The organism is Myxococcus virescens (assembly GCF_900101905.1).
GTDB classification, from domain to species: Bacteria; Myxococcota; Myxococcia; order Myxococcales; family Myxococcaceae; genus Myxococcus; species Myxococcus virescens.
This window is the reverse complement of the sequence record NZ_FNAJ01000003.1, coordinates 509,569-522,487: the sequence shown is the minus strand read 5'-3', so window position 1 is coordinate 522,487 and position 12,919 is coordinate 509,569. Positions and strand designations below refer to the sequence as shown.

The 12,919-nt window shown below is 71.5% G+C and carries 14 protein-coding genes; 9 read left to right on the top strand and 5 right to left on the bottom strand.

The genetic code is table 11. The features are described from left to right. Positions 1-29: 29 nt before the first annotated feature. Positions 30-620, top strand: a complete 591-nt coding sequence (locus BLU09_RS12480; protein WP_090489934.1) for a glutathione peroxidase — start codon at positions 30-32, stop codon at positions 618-620. 130 nt (positions 621-750) lie between these two features. Further along, positions 751-1,725, top strand: a complete 975-nt coding sequence (locus BLU09_RS12475) for a DUF5996 family protein (RefSeq protein ID WP_186817887.1) — start codon at positions 751-753, stop codon at positions 1,723-1,725. A gap of 56 nt (positions 1,726-1,781) precedes the next feature. Here the strand turns inward: BLU09_RS12475 and BLU09_RS12470 are convergent, their stop codons facing one another. After that, positions 1,782-2,363, bottom strand: a complete 582-nt coding sequence (locus tag BLU09_RS12470) for a DUF4136 domain-containing protein (protein WP_090489561.1) — start codon at positions 2,361-2,363, stop codon at positions 1,782-1,784. Positions 2,364-2,588: 225 nt separating this feature from the next. Between BLU09_RS12470 and BLU09_RS12465 the strand changes: the two genes are divergently transcribed. Then, a complete protein-coding gene (locus BLU09_RS12465; protein ID WP_143043130.1) occupies positions 2,589-3,224 on the top strand; it encodes a hypothetical protein in 636 nt (211 codons plus the stop codon). Between the two features lie 29 nt (positions 3,225-3,253). Here BLU09_RS12465 and BLU09_RS12460 read toward each other — a convergent pair whose 3' ends face one another. Genes BLU09_RS12460 through BLU09_RS12450 form a run of 3 tightly spaced genes read right to left on the bottom strand, consistent with a single transcriptional unit; the run spans position 3,254 to position 4,934 of the window. Beyond that, positions 3,254-3,775, bottom strand: coding sequence for a hypothetical protein (locus tag BLU09_RS12460; protein ID WP_090489557.1), 522 nt, complete (start codon positions 3,773-3,775; stop codon positions 3,254-3,256). Further along, positions 3,772-4,293, bottom strand: coding sequence for a zf-HC2 domain-containing protein (locus tag BLU09_RS12455; RefSeq protein WP_090489555.1), 522 nt, complete (start codon positions 4,291-4,293; stop codon positions 3,772-3,774). The genes BLU09_RS12460 and BLU09_RS12455 overlap by 4 nt, the downstream gene beginning before the upstream one ends. Then, entirely contained in the window at positions 4,293-4,934 is a 642-nt protein-coding gene (locus tag BLU09_RS12450) for an RNA polymerase sigma factor (protein ID WP_090489553.1), read from the bottom strand. The genes BLU09_RS12455 and BLU09_RS12450 overlap by 1 nt, the downstream gene beginning before the upstream one ends. A 171-nt stretch (positions 4,935-5,105) precedes the next feature. Between BLU09_RS12450 and BLU09_RS12445 the strand changes: the two genes are divergently transcribed. The 6 genes from BLU09_RS12445 (at position 5,106) to BLU09_RS12420 (ending at position 12,258) form a co-directional block, all read left to right on the top strand. Beyond that, positions 5,106-5,684 (top strand): TIGR02265 family protein, encoded by a 579-nt coding sequence (locus BLU09_RS12445; protein ID WP_171443673.1) that lies wholly within the window; start codon positions 5,106-5,108, stop codon positions 5,682-5,684. 197 nt (positions 5,685-5,881) lie between these two features. Further along, the gene (locus tag BLU09_RS12440) at positions 5,882-7,051 is read left to right on the top strand and encodes a YcaO-like family protein (protein WP_090489549.1); all 1,170 of its coding nucleotides are present in this window, start codon (positions 5,882-5,884) and stop codon (positions 7,049-7,051) included. Then, positions 7,048-8,211 (top strand): TfuA-like protein, encoded by a 1,164-nt coding sequence (locus tag BLU09_RS12435; RefSeq protein WP_090489547.1) that lies wholly within the window; start codon positions 7,048-7,050, stop codon positions 8,209-8,211. Before BLU09_RS12440 ends, BLU09_RS12435 begins: the two co-directional genes overlap by 4 nt. A gap of 191 nt (positions 8,212-8,402) precedes the next feature. Continuing rightward, complete coding sequence (locus tag BLU09_RS12430) at positions 8,403-10,460, top strand: serine/threonine protein kinase (RefSeq protein WP_244171650.1); 2,058 nt, start codon at positions 8,403-8,405, stop codon at positions 10,458-10,460. A 50-nt stretch (positions 10,461-10,510) separates the two neighbouring features. Next, a complete protein-coding gene (locus BLU09_RS12425; RefSeq protein WP_090489543.1) occupies positions 10,511-11,425 on the top strand; it encodes a DUF2381 family protein in 915 nt (304 codons plus the stop codon). Positions 11,426-11,475: 50 nt separating this feature from the next. After that, a complete protein-coding gene (locus BLU09_RS12420; RefSeq protein WP_090489541.1) occupies positions 11,476-12,258 on the top strand; it encodes a DNA-methyltransferase in 783 nt (260 codons plus the stop codon). Here BLU09_RS12420 and BLU09_RS12415 read toward each other — a convergent pair. After that, the gene (locus tag BLU09_RS12415) at positions 12,237-12,875 is read right to left on the bottom strand and encodes a 2OG-Fe(II) oxygenase (protein WP_090489539.1); all 639 of its coding nucleotides are present in this window, start codon (positions 12,873-12,875) and stop codon (positions 12,237-12,239) included. The two genes, BLU09_RS12420 and BLU09_RS12415, sit on opposite strands and share 22 nt — an antisense overlap. Between the last annotated feature and the right edge of the window lie 44 nt (positions 12,876-12,919).

Here is a 12,919-nt window from a genome sequence, read left to right as displayed (position 1 = left end):
CGGGGGACTGGGGCATCCTGGGGAGCGGCATGAAAACCCTCCCCTTGTTGACCCTGGCCTCGGCGCTGGCTTTCACCCCGGCGCTCGCCGCGGCGCCGAAGCCTCCTCCCCCCGCGAAGTCCGAACCCACGAGCGAGAAGAAGCCCATGTCCTTCCATCACCTCTCCGCCAACCGGCTCGATGGCAAGCCGGAGAAGCTGTCCGGCTACCAGGGCAAGGTCGTCCTGGTGGTGAACACCGCGTCGGAATGTGGCTACACGCCGCAGTACGCGGGCTTGGAGAAGCTCCACCAGGAATACAAGGACAAGGGCCTGGTGGTGGTGGGCTTCCCGTCCAACGACTTTGGCGGCCAGGAGCCGGGCTCGTCGGAGGAGATCAAGAAGTTCTGTGAGCTCCGCTACAAGGTCACCTTCCCCATGTTCGAGAAGGTGAAGACGAAGGGGGACGGCCAGTCGCCCGTCTACGCGTTCCTGTCGCAGCACCACCCCGCGCCCAAGTGGAATTTCCACAAGTACGTGGTGGGCAAGGACGGCCAGGTGAAGGCCGGCTTCCCCAGCGCGGTGACGCCGGACAGCGCCGAGCTGAAGGCGGCCATCGACAGCGCGCTCGCGCAGCCGTAGCCCCCCAGAGGGCGCGTGGGGGCTGGCCCTCTGGTCCCCGCCCTGGAGGCATGCGGCCCTGGCTGGCGCCCTGGCATGGGCGCCGGTGGGGGCTCACCCTGAATGCCGACTCGGCTTGAAGGGAGGCCCCATGGACACCCGGGACACGGTGTGGCCGCCGCTGCCGCTGGAGGCGTGGCAGGACACCTACGCCACGTTGCACCGGTACACGCAGGTCGTCGGCAAGGTGAAGCTGGCGCTGACGCCGCCGCAGAACCACTGGTGGAACGTCGCGTTCCGCGTGACGGCGCGGGGCATGACGACAGGGCTCATCCCCTTCGGAAATGGCGCCTTCGAGGTGGACTTCGACTTCCTCTCGCACGAGCTGCACGTGCACGCCAACCGTGGGCCGTCCCGGGTGATGGCGCTGGAGCCTCGGCCCGTCGCGGAGTTCTACCGGGACTTCATGGCGACGCTGCGCTCCATGGGCATCGACGTGCGCATCTGGGAGCAGCCTGTCGAGATTCCCGACGACACCACGCCCTTCGGTGAGGACTGGCACCACGCCAGCTATGACGGTGAAGCCGTGGAGCACTGGTGGCGGGCGCTGCTGCAGGCCACGCTCGTCTTCGAGGACTTCCGCGCGCGCTTCACCGGCAAGTGCAGCCCGGTGCACTTCTTCTGGGGGAGCTTCGACCTGGCGGTGACGCGCTTCTCCGGCCGGCTCGCGCCAGCGCGCCCCGGCGCGGACCCCATCACCCAGGAGGCCTACTGCGAGGAGGTCAGCAGCGCGGGCTTCTGGCCCGGCATGCAGGCCACCGGCGGCGCGGCCTTCTACAGCTACGCGGCCCCGGAGCCGGAGGGCTTCGCGCGCGCCAGCGTGCGCCCGGCTCAGGCCCGGTACGACGCCAACATCAAGGAGTACCTGTTGGCGTACGACGACGTGCGGCGCGCGGAGGACCCGAAGGCGTACCTGCTCGACTTCCTCCAGAGCACCTACGAGGCCTGCGCGGACCTGGGCGGCTGGGAGCGGGAGCGCCTGGAGCGGCCGCTCATCGTCCCCGAGTCCCTGCGCGCGGCCCACGCCGTGGAGGAGGGGACGGTCGCCGAGCAGCCCGCGCCGTGAAGCCCGGCCTCGCGGAGGCGCGTCGCCGCGAGGCCGGTGCGCACGAAGGGCCCTCCTCACTTCGCCTTGGGTGGGAAGCGCTCCAGCACGTCCTTCACGGCTTCGTCCAGCCGCCGCTGCTGCTTCTCCGCGCTGGCGTTCTCGTCCAGCTCCGCCTGGGCCGTGCCGCGCCAGACGAGCTGCTTGGACTGCGGGTCGACGATGTCGAGGATGAGCGAGCCCTCCTCGTACTCACGCAGCGCCGTCTCCGGCATGGTGACGGCGCCGCCCGCGAAGAAGGGGTCCGTGAAGGGACCGCCCCAGGGATAGCCGTAGTAGGCGTCCACTGTCTCCGCCTTCAACGCGTTGTGGATGGCGCCGTGCCAGCCGATGAGGAAGTCCGGGTTGGCGGTGGACTCCACCTTCTGGTAGCCGCGCGCCTGCAGGTAGCGGTCCACTGTCTGCTCGACGCGCGCGCCGACGATGGGGTTGTAGACGCGGTCGTCCTTGCCCGTGGGCTGTGGGAGCCAGGCATAGGTGCGGTACCCCTCCAGCTTCTGCGTGGCGGTGGGGTCATAGTTGGTGTTCACGTCGATGCTGGAGCACGCGGCGACAGCGAGCGCCAGCAGCGGTGGGGCGATTCGGGTCAGCAGCCGCAAGGAAGCCTCCTCGGTGGCGGCGCGGTGCGCGCCGTTGCCTCCCTGACGGTAGCCACGGCATGACGAGGCCCCCTCGGGCTGGATGCCCGGTCCTCCCCGGCGGAGGTGCGAGTCCTCTGCCCCGCGGAGGGGGGCCCACCCGCTCAATGCGCACGGCGATATGAGGGCACGTCCGGTGCGTTCTCAGGGATGTCCTCCGTGAGCCGGGCCCCGGGCTCGGAGGTCATGCTCCATTCGTCTTCCCCGCAGGGGCATGCCGAGAACATCGTCATGCGCTCACGCCTTTCGACGTGGGTGACGGCGGGGCTCCTGTTGGGAGCCTGCGGTTGCGCCGTCACGCCCGAGACCCGCCAGCAGTTGGTGGAGACCACCAGCGGCAACGCCATCTACAAGCTGCCGCCGGACGCCCTGGTGACGACGGCACGACGCCTGCTCGTGGAGCAGAAGTACGAGCTGCTCCCCAGCTCGGACCCGCTCTACGTCCACACCACCTGGCGCATCCGGGGCAATACGGACCTGGGCGCCAACTGGTCCCGCATCTTCGTGCAGGTCCATCCGCTGTCGGATGGCCGCTCCGTGGTGCGGGCCTACCGGATGGACTACACCACCAACGGGCGCGCGCCCTCGCATCCGAGCATGGGCGCCGGTAATCGGGATGCGAAGCTGGGGGAAGGCGCGGCGGCGGCCTCCGTCGCGGGGGAGCCCCTGTCACCGACGAAGCCCGTCGTGCGCCGCGCCATGGATATCGAATGGGAGGTGCTGTCGCGTGTGGAGCCCCGGCTCGCCGCCCACCTCGAGGCCCGCGCGGAGTCGTACCTGGCCACCGGTAGGAAGGACCCGAGCGAGCCCACCGAGGAGTGAGCTCGGCGTCAGGCCCCAATCCCCCCGCGTCAGTGCATGCCGCTGTCGTATCCGCCGCGCCCCAACGAGTCCTTCCCGGGCTCCCGCTTCATCTTCTGGCGGCCCTCGCTGCGCGCCAGGGCGAGCGCGAGCCGGGCGCGCTTCTCCTGGGGCAGTGTCTTCGCCAGCGCCAGGTACAGCTCCTTGTCGAGCGCCGCGATGCGCTCGCGTGCCTCGAAGGCCCCCAGCGCCGCCGCGTCCACCTGCGCCAGGGCCTCACTGTCACCTCGTGACGCCCGGTGGAGGATGCGCGCCGCTTCACGCACCTGCTTGCGCAGCGGGCGGCGGCGCTCGTCGAAGCGCTGTAGCGTCTCCTCCAGCTTCAGCGCCTGCGCGTTGTCCAGGTCCAGGACGTCCGACAGCTCCAGCACCTGCCGCAGTCGCTGCCGCTGCTCCGCGCGCTCCAGCCGCTCCTCGACGCGGGCCTCGCGCCCGGTGGGCGCGGCCACCGCCACCCAGGGCAGCAGGGCCAGCATCATCACCGCCATCCGCGTTCGCACCCTCGTCCTCACAGCGTCTCTCCCACATCGATGTCGAATGCTTCGTCCCAGCCCTGGGAGTCCTCGAACAGCACCGCGTCCAGCGGCTCCAGTCCCGCCCAGGCCTCGATGGCGGCCATCGTCTCCGCGTCCAGTTCCTCGACGTCGGTGGCGGGCGCCGCCGTCGCCGTCACCGGCGCCTTCGGTCCCAGGCCTGGCAGCCGCCACGCGCCGGGCACTAGCAGCAGCAACGTCACCGCCGCGACGGTGGCCACCAGCGCGCCCAGCGTCTTCAAGCCCAGACCCTGGCGCCGGGCGCCGCGGCGCCACTCCGCCAGCGTGCGCCGGGGCAGCTCCTGGAGCTCCGTCTTCTCCTGGGGGGACAGCGCGGGCAGCGCCACCTGCGAGAGCAGCTCCTTGGATGCCGCGAGCGCCTGCCGGCACCCCTCGCAGCCCTCCAAATGTTGGATGAGCCCAAGCGCCTCGTCATCCTCCAACGCCCCCGCGGCGTGCAGGTCCAGCCGCTCTTCCTGGTCAGGGCACGCAGCCATCAGTGCTTCTCCTCGGGCGCGCCCACCCGCGCCTTGAGGCGCTTCATCGCATGGTGGAACTGCACCTTCGCATTGTTCTCCGTGATACCGAGCGTCTCGGCGATGTCCTTGAATGCCAGCCCGCCGTCCACGCGCAGCGTCAGCACCTCGCGCTGACGGCGGGGCAGGGTGAGCACCTCGGCGCGAACCTGCCGTTCGCGCTCGGCCCGCTCCAGCCGGTCCTGCGCGGACTCCGACGGGTCCTCCACCATGTCGTCCGGCCCGGAGGCCACCAGCACCGGGCGCCACCGCTGCCCCTGACGGGCGTGGTTCTTCGCCAGGTTGAGCGCGATGCGCACCAACCAGGCCCGGAAGGGCGCCGGTCCCGACAGCGTGAAGCGCGCGAAGACGCGGCGCGAGGCCTCCAACGCGCGCAGGAAGGCGCTCTGCACCAGGTCCGCCGCGTCCTCCGGGCGCGTCACGTAGCGGCGCACCAGCGAGAAGACGAGCGAGCGGTGCCGCGTCACCAGCACCTCGAAGGCCGCCGGCTCACCCTCCAGGAATGCGCGGCAGAGCGCCTCGTCCGGCGCACGCTCCAGGCCCGCCCGGGCCATGCGCGCCGGCAGGGACACCACCTGGCCGCCTGTCTCCCTGATGCTCACGTGGCTCCAACCCCGGACGGAGATAAAGGTTAATTTCGGCCGATTTCTGTCATCAATTTCTGGTTGTCCGTGAATTGCTAGATATTGAGCCAGGAAACATGCCTTCCCGAGTTGATGGCGAGCAGGCCGCGCGGGGACAATGGGTGGGCGGTTGTTACCTGGGACGGGGGCATGTTGACCCAAGGAACTGGCTCACGCATCAAGGGCGGCGTGCTCATCTCGCGGCTCAACATGCTGCGTCAGCACGTTGGGCAGGTCGGGGTGGACGCGGTGCTGCGGCGGCTGCCCGCGGAGGACCAGGCGCTGCTGAGGCAGATGCTGCTTCCCGTCGGCTGGTATCCCCTGGAGCTGAACCTGCGGTTGGACGCGGCCATCGCGGGGGTGATGTCGCCCGAGGACAAGGACCGGGCCTTCCTGGAGATGGGGCGCGCTTCCGCCCATGAGGCGCTGCATGGCCCGCAGCACGTCTTCGTCAAGGCAGGCGAGCCGCACTTCCTGCTGAGCCAGGCGCCGAAAATCTACCGCTTCTATTACGCGGTGGGCTCACGCACCTATGAGCAGACAGGCCCGTGCTCCGCGGTGCTGCGGACGTTCGGCGCGGAGAACGTCACCGAGCCGGACTGTCTCACCATCATCGGCTGGCACGAGCGCGCCATCGAGCTGTGTGGCGGCCGCGCCGTGCACGTCACCCACCCCATGTGCCGCGCCCGGGGCGCACCGCATTGCGAGTACCACTGCTCGTGGGAGTGAGCGCCCGTCAGGGGGCAGAGGGTGGGACCGCGTGCACGTCGTCCGGGTGCCGGTAGACGCGCGCCACCACACGCCATGGTCGAGGCTGATGCCGCGGTCCGCATCGCCCAGCCGTGCGGGCAACCCACCGTGAAGGCCTTCGGTTTGCCGCAGGCCCGCCGGACAGGCGTTCGGCGTTCGGGCTAAGGTCCGCGCCCGTGCGGGCTCCCAGGGACGAGCTGTCTTCGCGGCGGTTTCAACAACGATTGGCCCAGGCCATGGGCGTGACACGGGTGGCGCGTGTCACCGGCTTGGACCGGACCGGCGTGGAGGTGGCGTGCGCGGTGCGGCCGGGCGGTCACGTCCTCCAGGTCTGCAACGGCAAGGGCCTCTCCTACGACGACGCGGCCTGGGGCGCACTGCTGGAGACGGCGGAGTTGTGGGCGGCGGAGACGGTGGTGCCTGACGCCCTCGTGTGGGGCTCGCGAGCGGAGCTGGATGGCCACCTGGGCCCGCTGTGGGGCGCGGACGAACTGGGCTCGGCGGGGGCGCTGGTGGCGCCGCGCTTGTGGAGCCCGCACGTGCGCTGTGCCTGGCTCGAGGCGCGGGAGCTGTACTCCGGTGAGCCGGTGTGGGTGCCTGCGCAGGGTCTGCACGTGCCTCCCGCCGGGAGCCCCGCGTTGGGCCCGGTGGCGGTGGCGTGGACGAGCAACGGCTCCGGTGTGCATCCGGACGCGGGGCGGGCCCTGCTGCACGCGCTGCTGGAGGCCACGGAGCGGGACCAGCTCGCGCGGATGATGCCGGAGGGGTGGACGGAAGAGGTCGTCCAGCGGCGGCTGCTGCGAACGCCCGAACTGATCGAGCTTGCTCCCGCCGTGGAGGCCCTGGCTGGACCGCTGCGTGAGCGGGGCTTTGGTGTGTACCTCTTCGACGCCACGCCCGCCGCGCGCACGCCGGGCGCGGTGGGGCTGCCGGTAGGCGCGGCGGTGCTGGTGGACCTGGAAGAGGGCCCGGTGCCGCTCACCGCGGGTTATGCGTGCGCGTTGACGCGCGAGGCGGCCTTGCTGAAGGCCTTGCTGGAGGCGGCGCAGTCGCGGCTGACGGACATCCACGGCGCTCGCGAGGACGTGGCCGCCGCGGACCGGGAGGCGGCGCGAGGCTTCGCGGAGGCCTGTGCCCAGGTCCGTCCACGGCGGCGCGCCGCGGACATGCCGGACCTGGGCGCGAAGGCGAAGGGCGCCGCGGCGGGGCAGGTGCGTCAGGTGCTGGCGAAGCTCCAGCGAGCGGGCTTCAAGCGGGCGGCGGCGGTGACGATGTCGTCACCGGTCGAGGGCCTTCACGTGCAGAAGGTGGTGGTGCCGGGCATGCGCATCTCGGAGCTCCTATGAAGCAGCGCGCGGACAAGCTCGTCGTGTTCCTGGGGCCCTCGCTTCCAGCGGCGGAAGCGAAGCGACTGGCGCCCTGCACGGTGCTGCCCCCCGCGCGCCAGGGTGACGTGTGGCGCGCGCTGCGGCTGCGGCCCCGGGCCATCGCCCTGGTGGATGGCGTCTTCGAGGCACAGCCCTCGGTGTGGCACCACGAGCTGCTGGCGGCGCTGGAGGCGGGCGTGGCCGTCTTCGGAGGCGGCAGCATGGGCGCCCTGCGCGCGGCGGAGCTGGCGCCGCACGGCGTGGTGGGCGTGGGGCGCATCTTCGAGTGGTACCGCGACGGCGACGTGGTGGACGACTCGGAGGTGGCGCTGCTGCACGCGGATGGTGAGCATGGCTGGCGCCCGCTCACGGTGCCCCTGGTCAACGTCCGGCACGCGGCGGCATGCGCGGCCCAGGCCCGGGTGCTGACGCGCGATGCGGCCCGGGCGCTCGTCGAGGCCGGCCAGTCCGTCTTCTATCAGGAGCGGTCGTGGGCGCGGGTGCTGGAGGCCGTGGCACCTCGCTGGTCCGCGTCCACCCGGGCCGCGTGGGACGCGTGGTTTCCGCACGGCGCGGAGGACCTGAAGCGACAGGACGCGCTCGCGTGCCTCCGGATGGCGGCGGAGTGGGTGGCCTCGGGTGCGCCCGCGCCGCACGGCGCCTCGCGTGAGCCGTCATCCCTGGTCCGGCGTCGGCACCTGGTGGATGACGTGACGGCGACGCAGGCGGGGACCGTGTCCTCGGGGCAGGTGCTGGACGTCCTTCGGGAGTCCCCGAACGCGGCGGCGCTGGCCGAGGCGGGGTTGCGGCGGGCGCTGCTCGCGGGCTGGGCGCGCACCCTGGGGCTGGGCGTCTCCGAGGCCGAGGTGGCTGAGGAAGAGGCCCGTTGGTGGCAGGTCCAGCGCGTGCCCGCCTCGCGCCGTGAGGCCCACCTCGCGCGCCTGGGGTTGGACGCGGTGGGGCTGCGGCGGCTGTGTGGGGAGCTCGCGCTGGAGCGGCTCGTCCTGGCGCATTCGGCGCGCCTGCTGCCGGACGGCCCTTCTTGGGACGAAGCGCTGGCCGCCGAGGCCCGGCTGAGCGGGGCCTGGGTGGACGCCGCCGAGGCGGTGAACCCAACGGAGGGCGTTGGGTCCTCCTGAGCAGTGGACTTACCTCGCGGGTAAGTGAAAACGTGACATCCCCGGGGAAAAGGATAGGGTCAACCCTGGAGGTTGCCCTTGTCCAGCCCCGCTCCCTGGGTGGTTACCGAGTCTTTCGCGCGAATGGCGCCGCCACGGGCCGTGTGTCCCGCGCGTGACGTCGCGGGTGGGGCGGGAGGAGGGCAGTGGTCGTGGCCGTGAGGTCGCCTCCCTTCCATCCGGATCAACTCGTCCCGGGCAGCGAGGTCGGCCCCTGGCGCGTGGTGGCATCGCTGGGCTCGGGGGGCTTCGGCCGGGTCTTCCAGGTGGAGCGGGCGGGCCGCCACTACTCGCTGAAGATGGCGCTTCGCCCGGCGGGACTCCACGCGGCGGAGGAAGAGGACATCAACGGCCGGCTGGCGCACGAGGTCGCGGCGCTGCTGGCCTGCGCGCCCCATCCGAACCTCCCGGCACTGCACGCCGTGGACCGCTGGCCCGAGCCTCCCGACGGCTACCTGTACTTCGTCACCGACTACATCGATGGCGAGACGTTCCATGAGTGGCGCTGGCGGGTGAAGCCGACGGCGGCGCACTTGCTGACCGTCTTCACGGAGCTGGTGCGGGTGGTGGCGGACCTGCACCGCCGGGGCGTGCACCACCGGGACATGAAGGGCGACAACGTCCTCATCCGCCGCGAGGACGAGCGCCCCATCCTCATCGATCTGGGCACGGTGCGGCTGCCCGGGGCCACGACGCTGACGGTGGGCGTGGCGCCCGCCGCGCCGCACCTGCTGCCGCCCGAATGCGTGGCCTTCCTGCGTGAGGGCACCTGGCAGCAGGGGGCCAACTTCGACGCGGGCGTTCCCGGGGACCTCTACGCGCTGGGCGCGTTGCTGTACGAGGCGCTCACGGATGGCTACGCGTTCGACCCGAAGCTTCCGTATGACCGCCTGCTGCCGGCCATCGAAACGGTGACGCCGCGCGCGCCCCACGTCGTCAACCCGAAGGTGCCGCGCGCCCTGGGGGACATCGCCCTGCGGCTGCTCGCGAAGCGCCCCGAGGACCGCTACGCCAACACGGAGGCCCTGCTGCAGGCCCTCTGGGACGTGGCCAAGGAGAAGCGGCAGCCCGCCTGGAAGGTGTCGTTGGACCGTCCGCCCGAGGGCGCCGACGCGGAGGCGCCGCGGGTGCGCATGGTGCCCGACGCCTCCACGTCCTCGCGGCCTGGCCGTTCTCGGGAGTCGTCCGAGGTCGCCGCGGTGCTGCCCCTCAATCCGGAGCCCCGGGATGCGCCCGTGGCGGATGCGAACGCGCCCGTCACTCCCCCTGAGCCATCCGGAGTGCCCGCGGTCGAGGCGCCCGCCGTGCCCGCATCGGCGGTGCCCGTGGCGGAGACGCCCCCGCCGCGAGCGCCGCGTTCAAGGCGCCGAGCCGCCATGGGGTGGGGGGTGGCCGTCCTGCTGGGCGTGGGGTTGGTGGTGTTCGGGGTGAGCCGCCTCGCGATGCCCGTCGCGGGAGCCCCGGCTCCTGCCCCGCCTGTTCCCATTGAGAAAGGAAGTCACGCAGTGACGAGTCGTTCTTCGAATCCCTCCGAGATGCCCCTCCTAGAGGCGGTGCCGTCCTCTCCGGACGCGGGCGCGGTCCACGACACGGACGCGCAGGACGAAGTGTCCGCGCAGGTGGCTTCCTCCGACGCGGAGGGGGAAGCAGCCCATGCGTCACCGTTGAAGAAGCGCCCGTCGCCAGGAAGCGCGCTGGGCAAGGCCGCCGCCGTGGCCTGCCTCTCGGCCGCGTGCGCCAGCGGGCCCCAAGTGCGGGACATGCCGCCTCGCATCCAGTGCCCGACGGAGGTGTTGGACTCCATGGCGAAGCTGGGCTTCCACCCGCCCAAGATGATTGGCAACGACTTGACGCTCTCCATGACGCCCGATGTTTCCGTGCGTCCGGTGCCCGTGCCGCCAGACGGGGAGCCCATCACCCTCTATGCCATCGACGAGGTTCGGAGCGCTTGGAGCGGCCGCCTCCCGAAGGGGAGCCGCTTCTATGGGACGGTGTACCACGGGAAGACGGCCATCTACGGGTGGTTCACGGAGGTGGAGTACCCGGACGGCCGGCGCATCCCCATCTGCGCCAACATCGTGGACAGCGCCGCCCGGGAAGCCGTGGGGATGGAGTATGACCCTTCCAGCACTCCCGGCCGACCGATGATGTTTCCGGGCGTCAACCTGGCGATCTCCCAGGTTCTTGGAGAAATGGGGCACCGCAGGTAGCCCTTCACCTGTCATGGTGTGGAGGCGTCCTTGCTGGAGGTTGCTCGGCCTTGACTGGTTCGCCCACTTTCATCGTGCTCGCGTGGGGCTTGTTGTGGGCCACCCTGGCGGAGTCCGCGGCGGTGGACGCGCCCGCGGGGGCCGCCGTGGTGCGGCGAATCGACGTGCAGGCGGGAGGTCTGGCCACGCCGCCGGAGGTCCGCATCAGCCCCGGTCTGTCCACCACCCTGTTCTTCGATGCGCGCATCCGTCCGGAGCAGCTGGCGCTCGAAGGCCGTGAGCGGTTCCAGCGCTTCGGCGTGACGGAGGACCACCTCGTGCTGGTGCCCTCGCCCACCTTCCGGGAGGGGGAGCGGCTGCGGCTGGAGGTCCGGTTCCATGATGGCGCCGTGCCGGATCGGGCCGTGTTGGACCTCGTCGTGGATGCCACGCGGCCGGAGCGCCAGGTGGAGATCTACCGCCATGCCCGGTCCGCCGCGTCCTACCGGCAGGAGGTGGAGGAGCTCCGTGCGGGGATGCTCCGGCTGGAGCGCCAGGTGCAGCAGCTCCAGCGCTCCCGCACGGGAGGGGAGTACACGCGCGAGTCCCTGGTGGCGGACATCCGCGACGAGAGCACCGTCATGTTCAGGCGCTGGGCGCCCCGGAAGGTGACGGGTGACTTCGTCGTCCGCCGCGCGAGCCTCGTCCGTCTGTCCCCCGGGTGGGCCGCGCTGCGGCTTTCATTGTTTCCCTCGGAGGCGGGGAAGGGATGGGTCGCGGCCGGCGCGGCGCTCACCGACGCCCAGGGCAACCGGATGCGGACGCTCCCTCCCTGGCAGGCAGGGCCCTTGGACGCCACGGGCAGCGCGCCCGTCATCATCGTCCTGGAGGAGCCGGAGGCCGCGGACGCCGGCCGGTACACGCTCGAGCTGTGGGACGAGGGCCGCAAGCGGACCTTGAAGTTGGAGGGTTTCCAGGCGCGGTGAGCGCGCCACTTGAGCCTCGCGCCCCGCCGTGTAGGGTGCCGCCCAGGCCGATGACCTCCATTCCCCCGCCCGAGTCCCTTCGCTGCATCAACGCCGATTCCCGCGAGCCGGCGGGCTACCGTGCCGCGTTGGGCGACACCCGCGCCGCGTTGCTCCACACGGACCCGCCGTACTGCCTGCTCACCCGGCGGCGCAAGGGCGGGGACCTGCGAGACACGCGCGCACACAAGAAGATCGACCAGAACCCCATCGTCCGCTTCGAGACGGTGCGCGACTACCGCGCCTTCTCCGAGGCCTGGCTGTCGCGCGCCACCGCGCACCTGACGCCGGACGCGCCGCTCATCATCTGGACGAACCTGCTGGGCAAGGAGCCCATTCTCACCGCCGCGCGCGGGCTGGGCTACCCGCACCTGCGCGGCGAGTACGTCTGGGGCAAGCGCACCACCGACAAGAACGCCAACGAGCAGACGCTGCGCGTCTACGAAGTCGCGCTCGTGATTGCCCGCACGCCCGCGCCGCCGCTGGCGCCAGGAGATCTGCCCACCGTCTGGGCCGTGGTCGGCGGCTATGACGATGAAGGCGAAGCGAAGCGCTGGGGCGGCCACCCGCACCACAAGCCCTTCTCCGTCCTGGAGCCCCTGGTGCGCACGTACAGCCGCCCGGGGGACACGGTGCTGGACCCCTTCGCGGGCAGTGGCTCCATGCCGTCGGCGGCGCTGCGGCTGGGCCGGCGGCCCGCGTGCCTGGAAATCGAGCCGGAGTGGGCCGAGCGCGTCACCCACCGCCTGCGCGAGACGGCCCGCGAGGAAGCTCAGCGCGCCAGCGCCCGGTAGAGGCGCGTGTCCGCCCACGCGGGGATGTCGGTGGGACGGTGGCCCCACCAGTTCATCACCAGCGTGCGGCGCTGCCGGGACGTTCCGGGCAGCTTCCCGTCAGGAATCTGGTTGTTCGCGTCCAGCACACCGTGGGTGAGCGTGCCGTCGAACACCACCAGCCGGTTGGGCCGGGGCGTCACCAGGTCGGCGGTGTCCAGCCGCGTGGGGGCCAGGGACGGATTGGCCGGGTCTGGCAGCTCGGGCGTCACCACCAGCGCGCCGCCGCGCACCCGGTTGAGGAACAGCACGGAGGAGATGCGCGGGTGCACCAACTCGCCGGTGCGCTGCGCCAGCTTCTCGTCGCGGTCCTGGTGGAAGTCCACGCGCACGTCCGTCGGGTACATGCGCGACAGCCACCACTCCACGCCGGCCACGCGGCGTTTGCCGGCGATGTGCGGGCGCAGCGTGAGGATGATGTCCTCCACCACGTTGGCCGAGGGGCCGAAGTCGTACCAGAAGGTCGTCTGGTAGGTTTGACGCAGGCGCTCCGTGCCCACGGCCCCCAAGCGTCGCAGCAGGCGGCGGAAGAGCAGGGGGGGCACGGCGTTCTCAGTGAGTCGAACGAGGGTTTCCACGAGGAGGACAGCATGCCATCTTCGCCTGCCGCCCGGTGGCGCGG